The organism is Flavobacterium sp. N2038, from assembly GCF_025947185.1.
Lineage (GTDB): Bacteria > Bacteroidota > Bacteroidia > Flavobacteriales > Flavobacteriaceae > Flavobacterium.
In genome coordinates this window covers 715,992-740,356 of sequence record NZ_CP110001.1, presented here as the reverse complement: position 1 = coordinate 740,356, position 24,365 = coordinate 715,992, and the positions used below count along the sequence as shown (strand labels likewise).

The 24,365-nt window shown below is 35.1% G+C and carries 19 protein-coding genes; 3 read left to right on the top strand and 16 right to left on the bottom strand.

The genetic code is table 11. The features are described 5' to 3' along the window. Positions 1 to 308: 308 nt before the first annotated feature. The 11 genes from OLM51_RS03205 to OLM51_RS03155 all read right to left on the bottom strand — a co-directional run bounded on the left by OLM51_RS03205 (position 309) and on the right by OLM51_RS03155 (position 12,800). The gene (locus tag OLM51_RS03205; RefSeq protein WP_264552963.1) at positions 309 to 965 is read right to left on the bottom strand and encodes a CoA transferase subunit B; all 657 of its coding nucleotides are present in this window, start codon (positions 963 to 965) and stop codon (positions 309 to 311) included. Positions 966 to 1,076: 111 nt separating this feature from the next. Continuing rightward, complete coding sequence (locus OLM51_RS03200) at positions 1,077 to 1,778, bottom strand: CoA transferase subunit A (RefSeq protein ID WP_264552962.1); 702 nt, start codon at positions 1,776 to 1,778, stop codon at positions 1,077 to 1,079. Between the two features lie 171 nt (positions 1,779 to 1,949). Further along, positions 1,950 to 4,256, bottom strand: a complete 2,307-nt coding sequence (locus tag OLM51_RS03195) for a penicillin-binding protein 1A (protein ID WP_264552961.1) — start codon at positions 4,254 to 4,256, stop codon at positions 1,950 to 1,952. 9 nt (positions 4,257 to 4,265) lie between these two features. Next, entirely contained in the window at positions 4,266 to 4,745 is a 480-nt protein-coding gene (locus OLM51_RS03190; protein ID WP_213258760.1) for a gliding motility lipoprotein GldH, read from the bottom strand. After that, positions 4,729 to 6,063, bottom strand: coding sequence for a stage 0 sporulation family protein (locus OLM51_RS03185; protein WP_264552960.1), 1,335 nt, complete (start codon positions 6,061 to 6,063; stop codon positions 4,729 to 4,731). Before OLM51_RS03185 ends, OLM51_RS03190 begins: the two co-directional genes overlap by 17 nt. 177 nt (positions 6,064 to 6,240) lie before the next feature. Next, positions 6,241 to 6,471: a ferredoxin gene (locus OLM51_RS03180; RefSeq protein ID WP_264552959.1), complete on the bottom strand. Its 231-nt coding sequence runs from the start codon at positions 6,469 to 6,471 to the stop codon at positions 6,241 to 6,243. Then, complete coding sequence (locus OLM51_RS03175; RefSeq protein ID WP_264552958.1) at positions 6,471 to 7,712, bottom strand: peptidase U32 family protein; 1,242 nt, start codon at positions 7,710 to 7,712, stop codon at positions 6,471 to 6,473. The genes OLM51_RS03180 and OLM51_RS03175 overlap by 1 nt, the downstream gene beginning before the upstream one ends. A gap of 364 nt (positions 7,713 to 8,076) precedes the next feature. Next, complete coding sequence (locus OLM51_RS03170) at positions 8,077 to 8,424, bottom strand: transposase (protein ID WP_264554270.1); 348 nt, start codon at positions 8,422 to 8,424, stop codon at positions 8,077 to 8,079. A gap of 110 nt (positions 8,425 to 8,534) precedes the next feature. After that, positions 8,535 to 9,893, bottom strand: a complete 1,359-nt coding sequence (locus OLM51_RS03165; protein WP_264552957.1) for a rhodanese-related sulfurtransferase — start codon at positions 9,891 to 9,893, stop codon at positions 8,535 to 8,537. A 193-nt stretch (positions 9,894 to 10,086) separates the two neighbouring features. Beyond that, positions 10,087 to 11,763, bottom strand: a complete 1,677-nt coding sequence (locus OLM51_RS03160; protein ID WP_264552956.1) for a SulP family inorganic anion transporter — start codon at positions 11,761 to 11,763, stop codon at positions 10,087 to 10,089. 74 nt (positions 11,764 to 11,837) lie between these two features. Then, positions 11,838 to 12,800 (bottom strand): polyphosphate kinase 2 family protein, encoded by a 963-nt coding sequence (locus OLM51_RS03155; protein WP_264552955.1) that lies wholly within the window; start codon positions 12,798 to 12,800, stop codon positions 11,838 to 11,840. 250 nt (positions 12,801 to 13,050) lie between these two features. On the opposite strand from OLM51_RS03155, the gene OLM51_RS03150 reads away from it, so the two are divergent. Genes OLM51_RS03150 through OLM51_RS03140 form a run of 3 tightly spaced genes read left to right on the top strand, consistent with a single transcriptional unit; the run spans position 13,051 to position 18,747 of the window. After that, on the top strand, positions 13,051 to 14,196 hold the full coding sequence (locus OLM51_RS03150) for an efflux RND transporter periplasmic adaptor subunit (RefSeq protein WP_264552954.1): 1,146 nt from the start codon (positions 13,051 to 13,053) through the stop codon (positions 14,194 to 14,196). Positions 14,197 to 14,213: 17 nt separating this feature from the next. Beyond that, positions 14,214 to 17,387, top strand: coding sequence for an efflux RND transporter permease subunit (locus OLM51_RS03145; RefSeq protein WP_264552953.1), 3,174 nt, complete (start codon positions 14,214 to 14,216; stop codon positions 17,385 to 17,387). Next, entirely contained in the window at positions 17,380 to 18,747 is a 1,368-nt protein-coding gene (locus OLM51_RS03140) for an efflux transporter outer membrane subunit (protein WP_264552952.1), read from the top strand. The genes OLM51_RS03145 and OLM51_RS03140 overlap by 8 nt, the downstream gene beginning before the upstream one ends. Before the next feature lie 176 nt (positions 18,748 to 18,923). Here the strand turns inward: OLM51_RS03140 and OLM51_RS03135 are convergent, their stop codons facing one another. The 5 genes from OLM51_RS03135 to OLM51_RS03115 all read right to left on the bottom strand — a co-directional run bounded on the left by OLM51_RS03135 (position 18,924) and on the right by OLM51_RS03115 (position 24,357). After that, positions 18,924 to 19,334 (bottom strand): BrxA/BrxB family bacilliredoxin, encoded by a 411-nt coding sequence (locus tag OLM51_RS03135; protein WP_115887696.1) that lies wholly within the window; start codon positions 19,332 to 19,334, stop codon positions 18,924 to 18,926. A 184-nt stretch (positions 19,335 to 19,518) separates the two neighbouring features. Further along, complete coding sequence (locus OLM51_RS03130; protein WP_264552951.1) at positions 19,519 to 19,947, bottom strand: ArsR/SmtB family transcription factor; 429 nt, start codon at positions 19,945 to 19,947, stop codon at positions 19,519 to 19,521. A gap of 352 nt (positions 19,948 to 20,299) precedes the next feature. Beyond that, the gene (locus OLM51_RS03125) at positions 20,300 to 21,475 is read right to left on the bottom strand and encodes a lycopene cyclase family protein (RefSeq protein WP_264552950.1); all 1,176 of its coding nucleotides are present in this window, start codon (positions 21,473 to 21,475) and stop codon (positions 20,300 to 20,302) included. Between the two features lie 18 nt (positions 21,476 to 21,493). Further along, the gene (locus OLM51_RS03120) at positions 21,494 to 21,958 is read right to left on the bottom strand and encodes a thioredoxin family protein (RefSeq protein ID WP_264552949.1); all 465 of its coding nucleotides are present in this window, start codon (positions 21,956 to 21,958) and stop codon (positions 21,494 to 21,496) included. Between the two features lie 146 nt (positions 21,959 to 22,104). Continuing rightward, positions 22,105 to 24,357 (bottom strand): TonB-dependent receptor, encoded by a 2,253-nt coding sequence (locus tag OLM51_RS03115; protein WP_264552948.1) that lies wholly within the window; start codon positions 24,355 to 24,357, stop codon positions 22,105 to 22,107. Positions 24,358 to 24,365: the final 8 nt, after the last annotated feature.

Genomic DNA, 24,365 nt, shown 5'->3' with positions numbered 1-24,365 from the left:
ATACTCTATTTCGAGATAAAAGTATTTCATTTATGTTAGATAATCGATGAAATATGCCGTTAATCGATGAAATACAACATTTTTTATATTAATATCATTTTTATTTAACAAACAATATAAATTTCTCACAAAAACAAACCCAAAACTAATTATATTACTGAAATATAAGACATTACAACAAAAACAAGCCCTCAAAATTCATTTTCCCTAGCAACCAGTTACTATATGTGATCACTAATTTATTCCTACAAAAAAAGGCCAGCTCTTTTAAAAGCTGGCCTCAATAGATTTTATACTAAAATATGTGATTAACTGATATCCATTTCCGGAATTTCTCCTTCAATAATTAAATCTGCTTCGGTCGATGCAATGATATGTTCTACAGAAACACCTGGCGCTCGTTCTAAGAGCTTAAAACCATTTTCAGTCACTTCGAGTACTGCAAGTTCTGTAACAACCTTTTTAACGCAGCCAACGCCTGTTAATGGTAAAGTACATTTTTTTAGAATCTTAGACTCCCCGGCTTTATTAACATGCATCATCGCCACGATAATATTTTCAGCAGAAGCTACCAAATCCATTGCACCTCCCATTCCTTTCACCATTTTTCCCGGAATCTTCCAGTTGGCAATATCTCCGTTTTCTGAAACTTCCATAGCTCCCAAAATAGTTAAATCAACTTTTTGGCTGCGAATCATTCCGAAACTAAAAGCCGAATCAAAGAAACTGGCTCCCGGAAGTGTTGTAATGGTTTGTTTTCCTGCGTTGATAATATCTGCATCTTCTTCTCCGGCAAAAGGAAATGGTCCCATACCCAAAACACCGTTTTCACTTTGAAACTCTACAGCAATATCTTCACGCACATAATTTGCAACCAATGTCGGAATACCAATTCCTAAGTTTACAAAATATCTGTCTTTTACTTCTTTCGCAATTCGTTTTGCAATATCTTCTTTTGTTAACATATCTTCAATGTGTCAATTTTTTTAATGTGCCAATTAGTCAATTTGATCATTAGATAATTATTTTAGATTTTGTAAAGCATTATCTAATGGACAAATTATCTCATTATCTAATTAAACTCTCTGTCTTACTGTACGTTGCTCGATTCTCTTTTCAAATTTTTCTCCCTGAAAAATACGTTGTACCATAATTCCCGGAATATGAATCTGATTTGGATCTAATGTCCCAACAGGTACCAATTCTTCAACTTCGGCAATGGTGATTTTTCCCGCTCCAGCCATACAGGCGTTAAAGTTTCTGGCAGTTCCTTTAAAAATAAGATTTCCGGCTTCATCTCCTTTCCAGGCTTTTACAATTGCAAAATCAGCTTCAAAAGCTTTTTCCATAATGTGCATTTTACCTTTGAATTCGCGAACTTCTTTTCCTTCTGCAACTTCAGTTCCGTAACCTGCTGGTGTAAAAAATGCCGGGATCCCAGCCTGAGCTGCGCGACAACGTTCTGCCAGCGTCCCTTGCGGCGTCAATTCAACTTCTAATTCTCCAGAAAGCATTTGACGTTCGAATTCGGCATTTTCACCTACATACGAAGAAATCATCTTTTTGATCTGTTTCTTTTGCAAAAGCAATCCTAAACCAAAATCATCAACTCCCGCATTATTCGAAATACAAGTTAAATCTGAAGTTGATGTATTTACTAAGGCAGCAATAGTATTTTCTGGAATTCCGCATAATCCAAAACCACCAAACATGATGGTCATTCCGCTTTCTATTCCTTTTATTGCTTCCTGAACATTATTAACTTTTTTTGTTATCATAACAAAGGGTCTTTATTACTATATATTTTTGATAAAAATAAGATTTTTAGATTAATTTATAACGATTTCGTAAAAAATAAAAAACGCTGTATTCAAAAAAATATCCTTTTGTAATCATCTTAATTTAAGATGGCACAAAAGGATATTTTCTATTTTTAAAAAAGCTAAAACTTATAGTTCAAACTCATCTGTATTTTGTTCTGTTTGTGTTGTATCTTTTACAACCGCCGGTCTTTGATAACAATCTACTTTTATAGAAAGATTGGCCGGACGCTCAAACTCTGATTTAGAAACCTGAAGTGTTTCATCGGCATAACATTTTTTCATGAAGTAAGCCCAAACTGGTAAAGCTGCTGTAGCTCCTTGTCCATAAGTTAAACTTTTGAAACGTGCAGAACGATCTTCGCAACCTACCCAAACTCCTGTTACTAAATTTGGAACCATCCCCATAAACCAACCATCTGATTGATTTTGTGTTGTACCCGTTTTACCCGCAATCGGGTTTTTGAACATATATGGATATCCTGTCCAGCGATTATCTCCGCTTCCTCCGCCTTGTGTACGCAAACGTGCTCCAGATCCGGTTTCTGTTACACCCTCCAGCAATTTAATTACTGCAAAAGCAATATCTTTATTTAAAACGTCATGAGATTCCGGAATCGGCTCGTAAATAACCTCTCCACTTTTATTCTCTATACGGCTTAAAAACTGAGGTTTTACATAAACTCCCTGATTTGCAAATGTACTATAGGCCGCAACCATATCTTCTACAGTAATATCAACAGCACCTAATGCAATAGAGGGTTGTACCGGGATTTCTGTTTTAACTCCTAATTTTTTAGTCAATTCTACAACAGCTTCAGGACCAGTCCTGTCAATTAATTTAGCAGAAACGGTATTGATAGAATTCGCCAAACCTTGTTTTAAAGTAACCATTCCACGGTATCTGTTGTCAGAGTTTCTTGGCTCCCAGTCTTCTGTAACGTGGTGACGTCCTTTGTGAATCATAAAAGGTCCATCCAGAATAGAATCGCAAGGAGACATATTCAATTGTTCAATCGCAGTTGCATAAACAAACGGTTTAAATGTAGAACCAACTTGTCTTGCTCCCTGACCTACGTGATCATATTGAAAATATTTATAGTTGATACCACCAACCCATGCTTTGATATTTCCGGTTTGAGGTTCCATTGCCATTAAACCTGACTGCAAAAAGTGTTTGTAATAACGAATAGAATCAAGTGGCGTCATCGTTGTATCACGCTCTCCTTTCCAGGTGAATATTCGCATTTTTGTTTTTACTTTGAATGAAGCAATTATATCATCTTCGCTCTTATCCATATCTTTCATCTGAGCCCAACGAACAGAATTCTTCATGGCCTGCATCATGATTCTATCAGTTTCTGCCTGAGTAATATTTACGAAAGGCGCATTTTTATTGGTTTTCATTTCAATAAAAAATTGCTGTTGCAGATTTTTCATGTGTTCTGAAACCGCTTCTTCTGCATATTCCTGCATTCTTGAATCGATAGTAGTATAAATTTTCAGACCATCTTTGTAAATATCATAATCACTTCCGTCTGGTTTTTTATTTTCCGCTACCCACTTTTTCATATAATCACGAAGATATTCTCTAAAGTAAGTTGCTGTTCCTTCACGGTGACTTTCTAACTTGAATTTTAATGCTATTGGCAAAGCCTGAAGTCTTACTTTTTCAGATTCAGAAATCATTTTTGCTTTTTCCATTTGAGACAAAACCACATTACGACGGTTTTTTACTCCTTCCGGATTTCTAACCGGATTGTATAATCCTGAGTTTTTGAACATTCCGACTAAAATAGCCGACTCATCCATTGTTAGATCTTTTGGGTCTTTGGAGAAGTAAGTTTGCGCGGCAGAACTAACTCCAACAGAATAATTTCCGAAATCGTAGACATTGCAATACATGGCCAAAATTTCATTTTTGGTGTATTGCCGCTCTAAACGAATGGCGATAATCCATTCTTTTATTTTTTGTACAATTCTAAAGGGCAAAAACTTAGAACCTTCACCATGAAATAATTGTTTTGCAAGCTGTTGTGTTAATGTACTCGCTCCACCATTGGTTCCTAAACTAAAAACAGCTCTTAAAGTTCCTCTGCCATCAATTCCTGAATGTTCGTAAAAACGTGCATCTTCAGTCGCTACCAAAGCCTCAACTAAGCTTTTTGGCAAATCTGAATATTTAAGCTGAGATCTGTTGGTTTTGAAATATTTACCAATAACCACTCCATCAGAAGAGATAATTTCGGTAGCCAGATTAGAGTCTGGATTTTCAAGGTCTTCAAAAGACGGCATTGAACCGAATAATCCCCAAGAGGCAAATAAAAAGAAAGCTAAAATACCTAACAAGGTATAGGCAAAAATTCGCCAAAATTTCTTTTTATAGTAATTAATATCTTTAACGCTATTTGATTGATTGTTTTTCTTAGCAGCCATAACTATTTTCTAATCTTTTTGTTCTATTCTAAAACCAACGTCTGTAATACCTTCTAAAGCCTGAACACCAGGGATTTTACCTGATTCCCTCACAGCTTGTTTGATGTGAACTTTATACTTTCCTCTAAATTTCACATCTTCTTTATAATAAAGCTTGCTTTCTTTAATGTCTGAAAAACCATTTCCTAACAAAGTTCCGTCAGGGTTTGCCATTTGATATTCTAAAGTATCCACTTTTGTAAATCCGCTTGGTGTTTCAATAGCAACAATCAAAAACAAATTATTGAAAGGATAATTGTTGTTATCTCTCAAATTTACAAATAAATTGTACTTTTTTGTAGAATCTAAAACCGGCAGATCGAAGGTTACTACACTATCTTTATTCCACGCACTTCCTACTGATTTATACTCATCAAATACTCGTTTTTTATCACATGAAAAAAGAAGTATTGCTGCCAGAAGAAGAATTACGTTATTTCTTATTCTCATTTTTAGTAATAATTATTGGTTTTCTAGGCTCTGCAGGTTTATTCTCATTCGGTTTATTTGATTTATTCGAATGATTTTTGTTATGCGGTTTGTTTGATTTATTTGGATTCCCGCCTGCAGGTTTGTTATTGTTGTTGTTTCCTTGCTGTGGTTTTTGTGGTGCAGAAGCAACTGCAGCATTTTCAGCATTTGGTTTGCGTTTACGATTTGGTTTTTTCTTTCTTTTTGGCTGATCAAAACGAGTTAAACTCTCCTGACCCATTGCATTATTAAAGTCTTTTTCTGGTTCAGAAGTAACTTCAATCGCAAAATCTTCTAAAGAAGAAACCTTATTTTTTTGCTTATTTTCAGCAATAATTTCTTTTACCTGATCAATTTTCAAAACATGCCAGTTTGCAAAATTATTGGTGTAAGCAAACCACATTAATCCTTTAAAAATATCTTGTTTCTGGCAAACTGCATCGCCTTTTTCGGTCACTAACTTAGTGTCGTAATCCGGAAAATCTTTCAATGCATCCATGTAAGTGTCTAACTCATAGTTCAGACAACATTTTAGTTTACCACATTGTCCGGCTAGTTTTTGCGGATTCAATGATAATTGCTGATAACGGGCTGCTGATGTATTTACACTTCTAAAATCTGTTAACCAGGTAGAACAGCAAAGCTCACGTCCGCAAGAACCAATTCCGCCTAAACGAGCTGCTTCCTGACGAAAACCAACTTGTTTCATCTCTACTCTGGTACTGAATTCTTTAGCAAAATCTTTAATCAAAAGTCTAAAATCGACTCTGTCATTTGCAGTATAGTAAAACGTAGCTTTTGATCCGTCTCCCTGAAATTCAATATCAGAAATTTTCATTTCTAATTTATGCTGAATTGCCAATTCACGTGCACGAACTTTCATTGGTTCTTCACGATCACGTGCCACAGACCAAATATCAATATCTTTTTGAGATGCTTTTCTGTAAATCTTTGGTACTTCGTTACTTTCAGGATTAACTCCTTTTTTCTTCATTTGAATTTTAACCAATTCTCCTGTCAAAGTAACAATTCCAATATCATGTCCTGGCGAAGCAACAGTTGCTACTATATCACCAATACTTAAAGTTAATTTTTCTGAATTTCTAAAAAATTCCTTACGTCCGTTCTTAAAACGTACTTCAACACAATCAAAAATCGTCTCTCCGTTAGACGGGCTCATATTAGAAAGCCAGTCAAAAACCGTCAATTTATTGCAGCTATCGGTGCCGCAAGTCCCATTATTTTTACAACCTTTTGGTGCGCCACCATCTGAGGTTGAACAACTTGTACATGCCATAATTATATATGTAGTGTTGCATAAAAGCAACTTAAGTTCATAAACGTTTGATCGGTAAAGATAGTATTTTTTTTATTTGGCTTTTTATCGATAAAAACTAAAGGGCTGTTAAATAAAAAAAACCTACAATGTTTTACACAAAATAGGTTTTTTTTAGATTTTTTTAAGCTGAATTTTCTATGTTTCCTTAACCGTAATAATCTTTACCGGACATGCTTTAGCTGCCAATTCGCAACTTTCTACAATAGCATGATTCGGCGATTTCAAAGTAAAAAACCCTTTTGCATTCTGCGAATGAAGCAATACCGATTTTCCATCTTTTTTTGACATTTGAAAATGAACCGGATCCATTTCAACGCAGTAATTACAGCCAATGCATTTATCTCTTTGTAAAGTAACAATAACCATTACGCCTCAACAATTTTATATAATTTGTCCGACATTCTGATTCTGAATGGAAGTTTAAAAGTACAATCATCGCCTTTTGTTGCTTTTTCTGCCGTAAGATCATTTACAAACATTTCGTCGATAATCATTTCCTGAGCTCCTGTGCTTGGTCCTGTTACCAGAATTTTATCTCCGATTTTAATATCGTAAGCTTCTATTTTAAATTGGCCAACATTGGCTTTTGGGAAATAATGTGTCCCTTTTCCAACATAAACTTTTTTCTGAGTTGCCGCAGAACCCGGAATATCACTCCATTCTCCCAATTCCTGACCTAAGTAATAACCCGACCAGAAACCACGATTGTAAACCGTATTTAAAGCTTCCATCCAAACTGCGGTTTTCTCTTTTGTGAATGTTCCATCATAATATGCGTCAATGGCTTCACGGTAGGTTTTGATAACCGTTGCCACATATTCGGGTGCGCGGCCGCGCCCTTCGATTTTTAAAACCTGAATTCCGGAATCAATTACCTGATCTAAGAAATCAAGCGTACATAAATCTTTCGGTGACATCATGTATTCGTTATCAAGTTCGATTTCAAAACCGGTTTCCTGATCGATAACAGTATATTTTTTACGGCAGTTTTGTTTACAGGCGCCGCGATTTGCAGATGAATTATGTGAATGCAAACTCAAATAACATTTTCCTGAAACTGCCATACACAAAGCTCCATGGCCAAAAATTTCGATTTCAACTAAATTACCGTTTGGGCCTTTTATCTGCTCTTTCTCAATTTGAGCCGTAATATTCTTTACCTGACGTAAACTTAATTCACGGCTTAAAACCATGGTATCGGCAAATAAACTATAAAATTTTATAGTTTCAATATTGGTTACATTAAGCTGAGTTGAAATATGAACTTCCATTCCAATCGATCTTGCCATAGCAATTACCGCTTGATCCGATGCAATTACTGCGGTAATATTAGCCTCTTTGGCTTTTGTCAATAATGTTTTTACGACAGATAAATCATGATCATAAATAATCGTGTTTAAAGTCAGATAGCTTCTAACATTTTTTACCTCGCATCGATTAGCAATTTCTTTTAAATCTTCTATAGTAAAATTAACCGTTGAACGTGCGCGCATATTCAACTGTTCGACTCCAAAATAAACAGAATCACAGCCATTATCTAAAGCAGCCTGAAGTGACTCAAAATCTCCAGCAGGAGCCATGAGTTCAATTGTATTGTTAAATGTCATTTTTGATTTATTATTCAAATGACAAAAATAATGTGGGTATAGATTAGATTCCTATGATTTTTATCATAGTCTATATTTTAAAAATTATTCGTAGAAGTATTAATAATCGTTGTCGATATCCGTTGTGTTCCTGCGGCTGAAACCGCAGGCTATATTTTTTTTGCGTATGTTTTGTCAAATAAAGCCCGTGGTTTTAACCACGGGAAACGTATTGATTGGCATTTTTACAAATTACTCTCATACATATATTATAGTTGTGGATATTCTTTGCGCCCTGCGGTTGAAACCGCAGGCTATGTTTTCTTTGCGTATGCTTTTCAAATATAGCCCGTGGTTTCAACCACGGGGAACATATCTAAAGCAATCATTTATCTCCCAACCCGTGTAATTTCACAAAATCATCAAATTCATCTTGTCCATTTTTCTTAAGATGATGTTGCTTTTGATTTTTAATGTAATTGAAAACAGTATCTAACTGAGATTCGCTAACAGAGAAAGCACCAAAACCAGTTTGCCAGGCAAATTTTTCAAGAATAAATTCTCCCCTATTCATAAAATGAGAAGAACTTCCTTTTATTTGCTTTACAATATCTGTAATCGTTTTTTGCGGATTTTGTAAAAATAAAACATGCACATGATCTGGCATTCCATTAATGATTCTAACTGGACACCCAAGTTCTGTTAACTCTTGCCAAATGTAATCGTAAAGGATTTTCTCTATTGAAAAATCAATTAGATCCTGACGATTTTTGGTAGCCCAAATTACATGAATTCATAATTTGGTAAACGATTGTGACATAAATAAATTAGATAAAAATTTTGCTAATTTACAATTTTATACAATTTATCTGACAAACGAATACGAAAAGGAACCTCAAAAGTAACCTTATCACCAATTTTAGCAGATTGAGTTTCTGCGCCGTCAACAATGATTCTATCTAAAACCAATTCCTGATCTCCCGTTGTCGGGCCAGAAATAAGAATTTTATCACCACTGTTTAATTCGTGATTTTCTATAGTAAATTGCCCCACTTGTGCTTTTACATAATAATGTTCTGCTTTTCCAAGAAGTACTTTCTTTACCTTTATTTTCTGACGAATGTCAGCTGTTTTTTGTGCTGTAGCCAAAGCAGTCTCTAGCAATTCGCCTGAATGTTTGAATTTTAAATTTTCAGATTTCCCTTTTCTAAACACCTTGTTTCCAACCTGTTTCCCAGTTCTTAAACGAACCTGATCAACCAAAGGCATGTGTATAACCTCCAGACATTCTGTAGAACAACAGTTTTCCATTGCCACTTTACAATCATCACATTGAATAAACAACAAATGACAACCGTCGTTTTCACAATTTGTGTGGTTATCACAAGGTTTTCCGCATTGGTGACATTGAGAAATAATATCGTCTGTAATTCTTTCGCCTAAGCGATTATCAAACACAAAGTTTTTCCCAATGAATTTACTTTCTAAACCTTCTTCTTTAAGTTGTTTTGCATAGTTGATGATTCCACCCTCTAATTGATAAACATTCTTAAAGCCCTGATGTTTGAAGTAAGCACTCGCTTTTTCACAACGAATTCCTCCGGTACAATACATTACTAGATTTTTATCGTCTTTATGATTTTGAAGCTGTTCGTTGATAATTGGTAAACTTTCTCTAAATGTTTCAACATCTGGAGTAATAGCATTTTTAAAATGCCCAACTTCACTTTCGTAATGATTTCTAAAATCTACTACGATCGTATTTGGATCATCAAGGATATCATTGAATTCTTTGGCTTTAAGGTGAACGCCTATATTGGTAACATCAAAAGTATCGTCGTTTAAACCATCGGCAACTATTTTGTGTCGTACTTTGATCGTTAATTTTAAAAATGAGTGATCATCATGTTCTACAGCAACATTCAATCGTAGGCCTTTCATGAAATCATAAACTTCCAGTGTTTCTCTGAAAGCTTCAAAATTTTCGGCAGGAACACTCATCTGAGCATTTATTCCTTCGTTGGCAACATAAATTCGACCTAATGCATCAAGTGCATTCCAGGCTACAAATAAATCATCGCGAAATTTTTTGGGATCTTGAATTTTGGCGTACGCATAGAAAGACAACGTAAGACGTTGTTGACCTGCATCATCGATCATGATGGCTCTTTCTTCTGCGCTCAAAGTGTTATACAGTTGCATGCTATAAACAGTTTTAAGTTAAGAATGTATGTTTTTTAGATTTTCTTTAAAATCTGCGGCAAATTTAGGGTTTATTTTGAGATTAAAAATTGTATTGACCTAATTATCTGATTTTTTTAACAATTTTTAAAAACCCGATGAAGATTATATAACCTTAACAACTCAAATTTCATTACCAAAAATAATTATCTTTTTACTGCTTATTGTTTTGCGTAGCACGAACCACTAAATCATCAACAGAAACAGAACGGCTGATATGCCCAAAAAGAGTTTCCAGATTTTCTGCGCGAAGGCAATCCCGAACTTCGGCAAGAGCTTCAGCAATGTTTAGATTAATATTTCTAGTCTGTAAATCGACAAATAATTGTTTCAGAAACCTGGCACCGGCAATATCGATTCTTGGAGAAGAACTAAGATCTAATATTACCGTTTTTAAGGAACCTTGTTCCTGGTAGATTCTTTCTAAAATCTTTTCTTTAATAAATTCAACATTAAAATAATATATAGAAGATTCAATTCTCACAATTAATACGTTTTCAATTTTTTCATTATCCGGATGTCTTGCCATATCCGTATAAATTCTGGTACCATGAATTCTGCCTAAAAAAGCAACATTGGGTTTTGAAGCAGCTTTTAAAAGCAATAACAAAGTTACCATCGCGGCAACCAAAACACCAGTTAAAATTCCCCAAATAAGTACACCAACAAGTGCAATCATGGCAACGATAAATTCTTGTTTATTTACCCTATACAGATATTTCATTTCCTGTATATTAAAAAGACCTCGTACAGAAACCAAAACAATAGCTGCTAAAATTACTGTGGGTAAATTTTGAATGTATCCTGTCAAAAACAATAAACAAACAACAATAGTCATTGAACAAAATAAAAGAGACAACGGAGTCTTAGCACCTGCGGTGTCATTCACTGCAGATTGCGAGAGCCCGCCTGCAACAGGATAACCTTGTCCAAGTGCTACAGCTGCATTGGCAATTCCTAAAGCCAGAAGCTCCTGACGAGGATCTATAACATATCCATTTTTTTGGGCTAATGTTCTTCCTGCAGAAATACTTTCAATATAAGACAATAAAAAACAAGCCATAGCCAAAGGTAATACTCCATCTACATCACGAATGCGAATGGATGGAAGATAAAGTTCCGGAAGTCCCGTTGGAATAACTCCAACAGTTTTAAAACCATAATGCTCTAAAGATGTTATCGAAATGAGTATTATGGACAAAACAACTATAAAAATGGCTATTGGTCTGCCGGGAGCTATTTTTTCACCAACAATTAAAAGTATTATGGCACTAATACCAAAAATAAAAACAATAGAATTCATTTCTGGGATTTGTTGAAAAAGAGTAAAAATGCGTTCAAGAAAATTATTACCTCCTCCTTCTACACCAAATAATTTAGGCAATTGGGTTAAGCCTATGGTTATTGCGGCTCCAGCTTTGAATCCTACCAAAACAGTTTCGCTAATAAAATTAATAATCCCACTCAACCTCAACAAATAAGCTATTATTGCCATTACAGCAAATACCAGTGCGGTAAGAGAGGCAATTTCAGACCAACGCTGTAGATCACCATGAGCCATACCGGCAATGGTGGTTCCAACTAATAATGAAATTGCCGATGTTGGACCAATTGCCAATTGCTTACAGGTTCCCAGTAAAGCGTAAAATATCCCTCCAATAAGATAGCCATAAATTCCATATTGAGGAGGCAATCCTGCAAGAGTTGCATAAGCCAAAGAGACTGGAATTCCGTAAGCGGCTAAAGTTAATCCGGCTAAAGAATCGCTCTTAAAGGTTTTAATATTATATTCTTTAATCCAGTCGGTAACAGGTAAAAGTTTAGAAGCCATAATTTAAAACTGGTTACGCCTATTGTTAATTAACTTTAGTTCAAACATTTTTTACAAAATTAATCTGGTCAAAATTAATTATCCTCATCTAAAAGCGCTTGTTTTACTGCGTTTAATTCAGCAATTTTTTCTTCACTAACCTTTGGATATTCTAAATCCATCCCATCTAAAGCATGAATAACTGCCGAAGCAATTGCAATTCGGGCATGATACTTATCATCAGCAGGAATAACGTACCATGGAGATTTTTTGGTTGATGTGTTTTTAATTAACTCTTCATAAGCAAACATATAATCATCCCAATATCCTCTTTCTTTAGCGTCGGCAGCACTAAATTTCCAATTTTTATCAGGATTATCAACACGTTCTATAAATCTTTTCTTTTGTTCTTCTTTAGAAAGATTCAAAAAAAACTTAATTACAATGGTTCCATTTCTGTTCAGGTATTTTTCAAAATTACGAATATCTTCAAAACGGTTTTCCCAGATATCTTTGGTCACTAACTTTTCAGGGATTTTTTGACCTTTCAATATTTGTTCATGTACACGAACTACCAGTACTTCTTCATAATACGAACGATTGAAAATTCCTATGCGTCCTCGTTCCGGCAAGTGTTTCTGACAACGCCATAAATAATCATGATCCAGCTCTTCTGAACTTGGCCCTTTAAAAGAAGAAACCTGGCAACCCTGCGGATTTATACCAGACATAACATGCTTAATAGCACCATCTTTTCCTGCAGCATCCATAGCCTGAAAAATAAGAAGAACTGACCATTTATCCTGTGCATAGAGTATATCTTGCATTGCAGCCAATGCCTTTACACCCATTTTCAGTGTTTTTTTTACATCTGTTTTTTTTTCATCTAATGAATCTAAAGTTGACCTGCCTTTAAGCCTGAATTCTTTATTATCACCAATACAATATTGCTCAGAAAATTTCTTAGCCCTTTGCAGGAGTTCTTTTTTATTAAGTGATTTTAAATTACCGGGGCCTTCATCCAAATCATGTCCCTTTTTTTTATCCTTTTTCGACATAATTACACTTGTTTAAAATTAGTATGATCTCTATTCAAAATATTCATTCCTACAAATAATGCATTTCACCATTGTTTCTTAACATTTCGTCGATTTTCTACTTATTGAATATCAATTAAATATAAATTTAAGAAAAAATCAAAATGAAAATAATATTTCAAATCTTAATTAAAAAAATGTTAACTTAGCTTAAGGATTTATTTGGTTTTTAGTTAGTTGAGTTTTAATAGAATTTAATAAAAAATTAAAAATGAACAAAATTTACTCTCCGGCAATTTTCTTACTTTTTTTATTGTTATCCTGCAAAAAAGAAGCCCCGCCACAACCCAAGCCCCTTGAAATTTCAGTTACAACTGTATTACAGCAAGATGTTAAAATAGAATCTGAATACACCGGACAAACTTTTGGCCAATCTGATATACAAATAAACCCTCGAGTTGATGGTATTATCGAGAGCCTGAACTTTAAAGAAGGGAGCTTCGTTACCAAAGGACAATTATTATACACTATAGATCCTTTGCCTTATAAAGCAAGACTTAATGAAGCAGAAGGTTCTGCTGCAGAATCACAGGCACGATTATCAAAAACCAAATCAGATCTGGATATGATTACGCCATTGGCAAAAATGAATGCGGTCAGCCAAAGAGAATTAATTTCTGCTAAATCAGCTTACAATGCTTCCGTCGCTCAGATTAAAGCATCAGATGCATCGGTACAAAATGCCAGAATTGAATTAGGTTACTGTCGAATCGTTGCACCAATTTCCGGATTAATTGGGATTTCAAAAGTAAGAGTTGGTGATTATGTGCGCCCAGGTGCCATATCTATTCTAAATACAATTTCTGATTTAGGAGATGTAAGAGTTCGATTTACCATGAGTGAACAGGAATTTTTGCGTCTTTACAGAGAATTCAATAAACCAAATTCGGCTTTAAAAGGTTCCGGAGCAACCGTTTCTTTAAAATTATCTGATGGTTCGATTTACCCTCAAACAGGAAAAGTAAGTTTTACCGACAGACAAATAGATCCTGCAACTGGTGCCATCACATTTGAAGCTGCATTTCCTAATCCTGACAAATTACTTCGTCCGGGTCAATATGCAAAAATTGCGTTGCTTACCGACATTCGCAAAGATGCAATTGTTATTCCGCAGCGTGCTGTTATAGAGGTGCAGGGCATTTATCAGGTTTATGTTTTAGGAAATGACAATAAAGTACAAATGCAAATTGTAAAACCTGGTCCGGCAGTTAAGAATGGATATATTATTGAAGAAGGTTTAAAACCTGGCGACAAGATCGCCATGGGAGGTACTTCATTATTGAAAAATGGAAGCGTTATTACACCAAAAGTCACACAATGGCAATTAGGTGAAACTGAATCTGCAGCTACTAAATAATCTAGATACATTGTATTATGGGAGAATTTTTCGTTCGAAGACCTATCGTCGCTATTGTAATCAGTATTATTATTGTGATACTTGGATTACTGGCTTTACAAAAAACGCCTATTTCGCAATATCCGGATATTAATCCTCCTGTTGTAAAAATTACTACTTCTTTTACAGGAGCAAATGCACTGAATGTTGAACAGGCAGTTGCAACACCAATTGAACAAAAAGTAAATGGTGTTGAAAACATGTTATACATGAAGTCAATCAATACTTCTGATGGTGCCTGTACAATTGAGGTAACTTTTGATGTGGGAACCAATTTGGATAATGCCAATATGCTTACACAAAACAGACAAAACCAATCTGCTCCTTTTATGCCTTCAAGTGTAAAACAACAGGGAGTTGTGGTAAAGAAATCTTTGTCTTTTCCAATGATGCTGTTCACTGTAACATCAACCAATCCGCAATATGATGCTAAGTTTTTAAACAATTATGCCAGCATTAATATCGTAGATCAATTGGCCCGTATAAAAGGAGTTGGAGAAGTCACTCTTTTTGGAGGAAGTGATTATTCGATGAGGATTTGGCTCAAGGCCGACATGATGAGCAAACTTGGTATTACGGTTGATGATGTAAAAAATGCACTGAATGCTCAAAATATGATTAGTCCGGGAGGAAAATTTGGTGCTGAACCGGCACCTGCCAACACCGAATTTACATATGGCGTAACACTTCAGGACCGATTAGTTACTGAAAAAGAATTTGGAAACATCGTCGTTCGAAGCAAGGAAGACGGAGCCCAAGTATTAATGGGTGATATTGCCCGAATTGAATTAGGAACAGAAAATTACAGCTCTACCGCCAGAAGAAACAGTTCCCCAAGTGCCGTTGTGGCTGTATACCAAATGCCGGGTAGTAATGCTCTTGAGGTAGCTGAAACAGCAAAAAGCACTATGAAAATTTTAGCTGAGAAGTTTCCAAAAGATATTGAATATCAAGAATCTTTAGATACCACTCTGGCAATTACTGCGGGAGTTGACGACATTGTGCACACCCTTTTTGAAGCCATTATATTAGTTATTTTGGTGGTATTCATTTTTCTGCAAAACTGGCGTGCTACTTTAATTCCTTTAATTACCGTTCCTGTTTCTCTTATCGGAACCATTGCCGTTTTCCCATTATTAGGATTTTCAATCAATACACTATCATTGCTGGGATTGGTTCTTGCAATTGGTATTGTGGTCGATGATGCGATTGTAGTTGTTGAAGCGGTTATTCATCATATCGAACACGGAAAAACTCCGAAGGAAGCCACGGTTCAGGCTATGCGTGAAGTATCTGGTCCTGTTATTGCAATTGCTTTAATTTTATGTGCCGTATTTATTCCGGTTGCAATGACACCGGGGATAACCGGACGTTTTTACCAGCAATTTGCCATAACAATTGCCGTCTCGGTCGCGTTCTCGGCATTTAGTGCACTGTCTTTAAGTCCCGCCCTTTGTGCTATGCTGCTAAAGCCAACCAAACCTATTGAAGAACAGACAGGATGGCTGGCAAAGTTTTTTGCCGGATTTAACAGAATCTTCGAAAAAGTTACAGGAAAATATATTAGCGGAGCAACCTTTTTTGCTAAAAAAGCAATACGCATTATTCTTTTACTAGCGGTCATATTGGTTGCCATTGTATTCTTAGGCAAAAAAATTCCGTTAGGATTTATTCCTGAAGAAGATCAGGGTTATGTTTTGGTAAACATTGCATTACCTCCTGCATCATCATTACAACGTACAGACGAAATATCAAAAAAGGTAGACAGTTTCTTAAAAGAAGAAAAATCAATCTTGTCTTACACTACGATAAATGGATTTAGTATGCTTACTAACTCTTATCAGCCTAACAATGCTTTCATTTTCATCTCATTAAAACCGTGGGAAGACCGGGCAGAAACAGCCAAACAATTTGTGGACAGATTTAACATGAAACTTGCCACCCAAATTACGACTGCCACTTGCTTTTCATTTGGTCCTCCGGCAATTCAGGGTTTAGGTGCTTCTGCAGGTTTTAGTCTGATGTTACAGGACAGAGGCGGAAACACTCCTCAGTATCTGGCAGAACAAACACAAGCTTTTATAGCCGCAGCACAGCAGCGCCCAGAAATAAAACGAATTTATACCACTTTTAATGCCGGTACACCACAGATTAAATTAGATATTGACAATGACAAAGCCATGAAATTAGGCATTCCCGTTTCTAAAGTTACAGAAGCATTGGGCGCATTTTTAGGAGGAAGTTATGTAAATGACTTCAACCGTTTTGGCCGTCAATACAAAGTTTATCTTCAAGGTGAAGCGGCCGATCGTGTAAGTCCAGAAGATTTAAATCTGATTTATGTAAAAAACAATGCTGGCAATATGTTACCTATATCAACACTTGTTACGGCAACAAAAGTTACAGGTCCTGATTTTACAAATCGTTTAAATTTGTTCCGATCGGCAGAAATTGGAGGAAGTCCAAATGATGGCTACAGTAGTGCGCAAGCCTTGACTGCACTTGAAGAAGTCGCCAAACAGACTTTGCCTGCAGATATGAGTTTCGACTACATCAACTTGTCTTATCAGGAAAAGCATTCACCGGGTGGAGGTTCTGTTTTCATAATGGCATTGGTATTTGTATTCCTGATTCTTGCCGCACAATATGAAAGTTGGAAATTACCTTTTAGTGTATTACTAGGCGCTCCGTTTGCTGTATTTGGTGCCTTTTTAGGGCTTCTTTTAGCAAGATTTGGAAGTGACGCCTATGTCAACAATGTATTTGCGCAAATTGGACTCGTTTTACTAATTGGACTTGTAGCCAAAAATGCTATTCTTATCGTAGAATTTGCCAAAGAAGAATACGAAAAAGGAAAACCGCTTTACGAATCGGCAATGGTTGCAGCAAAACTTCGTTTTCGTCCAATTCTGATGACCGCATTTGCATTCATTCTTGGGGTAGTTCCTTTATTGACAGCAACTGGTGCGGGTTCACAAGCCCGTATTGTAATGGGAATGGCGGTATTCAGCGGTATGTTGATTGCCACAGTTTTAGGTGTATTAATTGTACCTGGTCTATTTGTAATGATCGAAAACATCGGAAAAAAGAAAGATGATACCATCCAGACCGAAGGACATAATGTAGAACCAAATACTACAGACCATGAGTAAGAGACATAAAATAATCGTGGTTTTATTTATACTCGCACTATTGCCAATTGGTTGTATGGTGGGGCCTAAATATGCTAAACCGGAACAACAAAAATCCGAATCTTATAAAAATGAAACAAACCTGGACAGTCTGGCTTCGGTCACCAACTTAAAATGGTTTGATTTGTTTAATGATGACGTTTTAAAAGACCTGATTAAAAAAGGACTGGAAAACAATTATGATCTTAAAATTGCTGTTTCCCGAATCGATCAGCTTCGTGCTCAATTAGGTTATACCAAAGCAGATCTATTTCCTTCCTTTCAATATGGAGCAACGATAAACAGCAACGATAAAAACTTTATGCCTTCAAATGCGGGAGCCAGTATGTCCTGGGAGCTTGATTTTTGGGGGAAATACCGTCATGAAAACAATGCGGTTAAAAGCGAACTCTTAGCTACTGAAGAAGCTCGTAAAGTAGTGCTTTCAGATATTGTAGCTAATATTGCAACTGCCTATTTTCAAATGCGAAATCTAGATGAACAGCTGGAAATTACAAAGTCAACCCTTTCTACCAGAGAGAAATATTATGACATTATAAACGAAAGATTTAAAAGCGGCTATATCTCCGAAGTTGATAAAGTACAAATTGAACAGCAAGTTGCAATTGCCGAAGCTGCAATTCCAAACATTCAAAGGCAAATAACCTATCAGGAAAACACAATTGCATTACTTACCGGTCAGCTTCCTACGGAAATACCACGGGGAAAAAGCAACACAGAACTGCGAATTGTTAGTGAAATTCCGCTCTCGCTTCCATCAGCCTTGTTAGAAAACAGACCTGATGTAAAAGCAGCCGAATTACAATATAAAGCAGCAAATGACAGAATCGGCGTAGCTCAAGCAATGCGATTTCCTTCTCTAAATTTAGCCGCAATTGCCGGATTTGCCAGTGCCGATTTGAGCAATCTATTTTTGGGAAGTTCCTATTTGCAAAATGCATCAGCAGGAATTGCAGGTCCAATATTTGCCTTCGGAAAAAACAAAAGAAGAGTCGAAATAAACAGACAACAGGCAGAACAATTCAAATTCATTTATCAAAAAACTTATATTGAAGCTGTGTCTGAGGTAGAACAATCCATACAAAACGTCAGAACTTATAAAGAAGAATGGAAAGCCCGCAACAGACAGGTTGACGCTGCTTTAATAAACTTTAAACTGTCACGAGAAAGATATGACAGTGGTTATGTTTCTTACTTAGAGGTTCTGGATGTAGAAACCAATTTGTTTAACGCACAATTAAGTCTGGCGCAGTTAACAGAAAGACAATTAAGTTCTATGGTTGAATTATACAGAGCACTTGGTGGGGGATGGAATCTTTAAAGGTTCTGAGATACTGAGCGACTAAGGTTCTAAGGTTTTGAACCAAAACGTATAAAAATAACAAAAGCACTATATTTCTATAGTGCTTTTGTTTTAAATCTTTGTACCTCTGTACCTTTGTCACTTTGAGTCTAAAACCTTAGAACCTCAGCAACTCAGAACCTTAGTCCCTTAAATTAACAAAACTCGTTAAATGCATCCTGTAAATTCTCAGCGATCATTTCAGCAGGACGTCCTTCGATATGGTGACGCTCTAACATGTGAACTAATTCTCCGTTTTTGAACAAAGCCATAGATGGCGATGATGGAGGAAAAGGAAACATATGTTGTCTTGCAGCATCAACAGCTTCTTTATCAACACCTGCAAAAACTGTAATAAGGTGATCTGGTTTTTTAGCTCCTTCTAAACTCATTTTTGCTCCCGGACGTGCATTTCTGGCAGCACAACCGCAAACAGAGTTTACAACAACTAAAGTTGTACCTTCAGCTTTAATAGCATTATCTACAGCTTCGGCACTATGTAAATCTTGAAAACCAGCAGAAGTTAATTCAGCTTCCATAGGTTTTACCATTTCTTGTGGATACATATTTTTATTTTTTAAATTTTACTTTTGAACTGCAAAGTTACAAAGTTTCACTGCAACTACTTAATTTGAAGTATAAAGTTTTGTTATAGTTCGATATTAAATTTCACACTGAACAGAACAGTTCAAAATAACATGAAATTTCGTTCTTTTAATACTCATTTCAATAGAAAGAAATCCTAAATATCTAAAGGACTTGTTTTATTCTTCTATCAGGAAATTGATAATTGTATTCTTTCAAATGGCTTTTCCTGCCTATTAACTTGTGTTTGGTTGCTGAAACGGTTGACTTATTTTGCTCTGGAATTTCGATAGTGGTGAGATAACTTCTCAAATATTTTTTAAGCATTTTAATACTATCAACTTCAATAGAATAAATCGTTTTTTTTCCAACGTTTTCTATGTTTACCAGCTTTGCTTTTTTTAATTCTAATAAATGTTTTGATATTGTTGATTGTGCCAGAGGAATTAATTCAACAATTTCACCACAAGTCCTATTGTTTCTTTTCCAAAGAAGTGTCATAATCTGAATACGTGTAGGATGTCCCATTGCTTTACAAATTTTCCCTATCGCCTTGGTTTCTACATCAAAATTTAAGTGTTTTGTAACTCCCATAATTTGCCAATTTCTTCAATATCGTAAATGAACGATCATATTATATCTACATTGTTTTCAATGGACAAATCTAGAGGTAAAAAGACTTTCTAATCCCCTCTAAAAGTTCATAAAACAAAAAAATAAGACATTTTTATTTGAATAAATCCCGGTTTTCAAAGTATCCTCTCTTTTTTACGATAAAAGAGTAGCTACTGTCAAAATGTAAAATTTTGCTATAGATCACTGATAAGATAATTACTGAATGAAGGGTTTTCAGAGAGATTTAGAAGATTGCTTCGACTCTTAGCTATCGCTCGGATGAGCAGATTTCAAAATGAAATATCAACGAAGTAAATCTGCGTGAGGCTTTTTATTTAAATATAACCTGAAACAATGATTTTATAAATGGAAGTTTTGGGCATTTTAAAATCACTTGAAAATCTTCAATCAAAGTAGTTTCTTCATCCAGAAACTTAAAAATTAAAGTTGGATTTCCTTTTCTGAATAAAGAAGAAAAGATAGCACTTCCTAATTCATTGTGACGATACAGAATATTTAAAAGCAATAAATCATAAAACCAGAACCTGTTTTTTTTATGAAAACTTTTCATAGTTAACAAATCTGCAGACGTTTTATTTTCCAGCAGAAACTTCACTAATTTGCTTGACTTTTTATCTGAATTTTTAAACGTATAACCTGTGCTGGCTTTTGTCCATCCACCGGCAGTACCAATATTGAGTACACGTTTGGTATTTTTTTTCCAAAAAGGGTAACAAGTCATTGGAATACTCCCCTGCTCCTTTTCCAGAATTTCAAATTTTTGTATTCCGCGTTTCTTCAGATAAAGCTGAATCTCATTTTCGTATTCTTCTTTTGGAAGCAGTTTTTCTGAGAACAAAGTATATTCAACTAAAGCTTCGGTTTTTGAAACTGGCAGAACATACATAAATCTTGTATTTCCTTTTTGTTCTACCGAAAAATCCATAAAAGTAGCTTCTTCCGGATTAAAAACTTCAGTTTCGGTTTTTACAAACCAGCCCATAAAATGCTGTTTCAAAACAGGGAACCTTGTCTGTCCTTCGGCAAAAGCTTTAGTATAAATACTATTGAACAAATAATTGCAGGTATATCGATTTTCTTCTGTACCAACAAAAACGTGAGTTTCCAGTTCGTTGATATCCGTTACTTTTTCATTTAGAAAAACAATATTTGAGTGTTTTGAAATTTCTTCAAAAACAAAATTGTAAAAATCAATGCCTTTAATTTGATTGTATTGGTAAGGCTTCAACGTTAAATGACGATTAAAATCGTTATTGGCAAACAATGCCAAATCCCATTTTTTTGAAATAACAGAATCCCAGCTATTTTCGCTTTTATCCCAAAAACACCAGGTTCTGTCGTTTGTTTTTTTTAAATCCTGATCAAGTAGTAGAATAGACTTCTCTAAGAATTTTTCAGATAAAACCATTTTATAAACTGTCATTAAAGAAGCCAGACCAGTTCCTGTAAAAATGTAATCGAAATGTTTGATTTGCGAAGAATTCATTCTCAAAAATAAGAAAATTTATTTCTCCAGTTTTCCCAAAAGAATCATAAAATCATATATGCTTAAGTAGTTGTTATACTGGAAAATAATTTCATTTTTTTCATTCAAAACACATAAAGCCGGATATACGAGCTGCTTATTATTTGTTCCGAGTTGCAGTGCCAGTTCATGCACTCCTACATCATTTCCAGAAGGTTGATACTTAAACGTTCGGTTATTAAACGTTATTTCTCTTTTATCTTCAGCATTAAAATCAATAAAATAGAAATTTGAATTTAGCTCATTGATAATTTCCTGATTTTTGAAAGTTGTTGCTTTCATGTGTTGACAAAACTGACACCAATCGGTATGAATGAAAACAATAATTTTTCGTTTTTGAATCTGCTGCAAGCTATCTATTTCCTCAAAGGTTCTGCTTTTTAACTGGCAAAATCCTATTGAAGTTATTCCTAACAAGCAAATTAAAAGAAATAGCTTTTTCATTGTTTTGTTTTTTTTGCCACTGATCACACAGATTAAAAGGATTTTTTTTAATATGATTGATTAGCAATTGTCAGGCTGAGCGAAGTCGAAGCCCCGCTCTAACTGGCAAGCCCTTCGACTTCGCTCAGGGTGACAATCAGAAAAAATCACCTCAAAGTATATCGCAATCCAAAAAAGCCTCGAATGGTCTGGTTTTGTCCATAAACATAAGTCGTGTCAAAAGTCAAACCATATGGATTATCAGGTGTCACCAATACTTTTCCAGAGGAATCGTACTGCACATTTTTATCAAACGGATCATTTGTTCTTGAAATCAAAAACGGATTCTTTTGCATTGGTGTAAAGTTCAGCAAATTTTTGATACCACCGTACACTTCAAAATTTTTCCAGCCTGTATAGGTAAACTGAATATTTTGAATACTATACCAAGGCGATTTCGGACTTCTTGGATCTGTTTCGCTCAGCAAAGGCAAATTCATTGGGCTATACACATTTCCTGTATAATCTACTGATAAATTCCAGGGTTGAATTTTATATGAAACACTCCAGGTTGCGGTAAAATTTTCTGTTAAGAAAGGTCTTTCAGAGATTCCATTCTGAACATTTTTATTATCTAAAACTGTTGCTCCAACAATAAATTTAAGTCCTGATGGAAAATTAAGATCTATATTGGTACTTATTCCCTGACTCAATGCATATCCGTCGATATTATCATAAATAATCTTATTTGGGTCACTTTTATAGTCTGAAATGATTTTATTGCTAAATCGTGTATAAAAAGCGGTTGTTTCGATACCCATAAAGGTTCCATTACCAAAATTAATTTTCTGAATATAGTTTAAATTTACATTTACGGATTGTTCCGGTTTCAAATCATTGGCAATTACAACATCTCTTGAACCTGTTAAAGCGGCGTGATCTTCGGTAAATAAATTCACAACTCTAAATCCGGTTCCGGCATTTAATCGAAAAATAGTGTTTTCATTAGCTTTAAATCGATAGGCAAATCTTGGAGTGAAAATGGATCCATGAATCGAATTATAATCATAGCGCATTCCTAACAAAACCTGACTTTTTGGAGAAAATGTAATTTCGTCCTGAACAAAAATTCCGGGAAGCCATGTATTTTCAGGCTCTTTTGTGGCAGTTGTATTATCATCATAATAGGAATATCGACTCGCGATTCCTGCCAATAAATCATTTCTTCCCAATTTTCTATCCCAGGTCAATTGCAAAAAACCAATTTTCTGATTGGCAATATATGATGTTGTTCCATAACGGCTGTCCTGATAATGAACATTTCCTGAAAACGAAAGCATCAGTTTTTCTTCAAAAGGCAATTGATAACTCCCTATTAATTCGGCTCTTTTGGTGTAAATACTTTCTCCATAGATTTCATCGCCACCACGATATTTTTTTTCCCAACGAACATCTCCTCCCCAACGATCCTCGTACATTCCTCGTGCTGCCACCGTAAAAAGACGATTATTATTTCTTTGAAAATTCCATTTATTGAATATTGAAATTCGATCAGAAAGTGTTACATCTGTAAAATTATCATGATCCTTGTCGACTACCTGATTGTAATTGAAATAATTAATACCTAAGAGTGTTGTTGATTTTTTTGTTGGGCTAAATTTCATACCTAAGTCAACATTGGTTTCTAAATAAGTTGTTGTAAAAACATCCGCAGAAAATACGGGCGCATTTGTTGGGTTCTTGGTAATAATATTAATCAAACCTCCAACTGCTTCACTTCCGTAAAGAGAAGAAGCCGGGCCTTTTACAATCTCAATTCGCTCGACCAAAGAATTCGGAATTCCAGATAATCCATAAACTGTTGACAAGCTGCTTACAATGGGCATTCCGTCGATTAAAACTAAAGTATACGGGCCTTCTAATCCGTTTATATGAATATCTCCCGTATTACAAACACCACAATTAAGCTGTGGCCTAACTCCATTTATATTCTGAAGCGCATCATAAATACTTGGAGTTGGATTTTTTTTGAAAAAAGCCGGAGAATAAACCTCAACAGGAACTGCACTCTCTAATCTTTTAACAGGTTTTAGAGTTCCTGAAACTACCACTTCATTCAATTCATTCTGATCTTCATTCAATTCAAAATCGAGATTTAAATTTTGCTTTTCTAAAATTGAAACTCTTTTAATTATTGTTTTAAATCCAGTCGAAGTGACTTCAATTTTATAAGAACCACTCGGAATATTTTCAAGTTTATAATATCCGATACTATCACTATGTGTTTTAAAGTTTGTATTTAACAGCACAACATTAATTTCCTGTACCGCAGGAATATCAGTAGATACTTTACCAGATATATTTTGCGAATAAGTATGTTTTGCGGCAAGTATTAATATAATCAAAAATAAATGTTTCATTTTGTTAA

Coding starts and splice junctions, on each gene's coding strand:
- OLM51_RS03150 (WP_264552954.1), top strand. CDS start 13,051: ATGAACAAAATTTACTCTCCGGCAATTTTCTTACTTTTTTTATTGTTA.
- OLM51_RS03140 (WP_264552952.1), top strand. CDS start 17,380: ATGAGTAAGAGACATAAAATAATCGTGGTTTTATTTATACTCGCACTA.
- OLM51_RS03185 (WP_264552960.1), bottom strand. CDS start 6,063: ATGGCATGTACAAGTTGTTCAACCTCAGATGGTGGCGCACCAAAAGGT.
- OLM51_RS03195 (WP_264552961.1), bottom strand. CDS start 4,256: ATGGCTGCTAAGAAAAACAATCAATCAAATAGCGTTAAAGATATTAAT.
- OLM51_RS03200 (WP_264552962.1), bottom strand. CDS start 1,778: ATGATAACAAAAAAAGTTAATAATGTTCAGGAAGCAATAAAAGGAATA.
- OLM51_RS03180 (WP_264552959.1), bottom strand. CDS start 6,471: ATGGTTATTGTTACTTTACAAAGAGATAAATGCATTGGCTGTAATTAC.
- OLM51_RS03165 (WP_264552957.1), bottom strand. CDS start 9,893: ATGCAACTGTATAACACTTTGAGCGCAGAAGAAAGAGCCATCATGATC.
- OLM51_RS03120 (WP_264552949.1), bottom strand. CDS start 21,958: ATGAAAAAGCTATTTCTTTTAATTTGCTTGTTAGGAATAACTTCAATA.
- OLM51_RS03135 (WP_115887696.1), bottom strand. CDS start 19,334: ATGTATCCACAAGAAATGGTAAAACCTATGGAAGCTGAATTAACTTCT.
- OLM51_RS03155 (WP_264552955.1), bottom strand. CDS start 12,800: ATGTCGAAAAAGGATAAAAAAAAGGGACATGATTTGGATGAAGGCCCC.
- OLM51_RS03145 (WP_264552953.1), top strand. CDS start 14,214: ATGGGAGAATTTTTCGTTCGAAGACCTATCGTCGCTATTGTAATCAGT.
- OLM51_RS03175 (WP_264552958.1), bottom strand. CDS start 7,712: ATGACATTTAACAATACAATTGAACTCATGGCTCCTGCTGGAGATTTT.
- OLM51_RS03115 (WP_264552948.1), bottom strand. CDS start 24,357: ATGAAACATTTATTTTTGATTATATTAATACTTGCCGCAAAACATACT.
- OLM51_RS03125 (WP_264552950.1), bottom strand. CDS start 21,475: ATGAATTCTTCGCAAATCAAACATTTCGATTACATTTTTACAGGAACT.
- OLM51_RS03130 (WP_264552951.1), bottom strand. CDS start 19,947: ATGGGAGTTACAAAACACTTAAATTTTGATGTAGAAACCAAGGCGATA.
- OLM51_RS03205 (WP_264552963.1), bottom strand. CDS start 965: ATGTTAACAAAAGAAGATATTGCAAAACGAATTGCGAAAGAAGTAAAA.
- OLM51_RS03190 (WP_213258760.1), bottom strand. CDS start 4,745: ATGAGAATAAGAAATAACGTAATTCTTCTTCTGGCAGCAATACTTCTT.
- OLM51_RS03160 (WP_264552956.1), bottom strand. CDS start 11,763: ATGGCTTCTAAACTTTTACCTGTTACCGACTGGATTAAAGAATATAAT.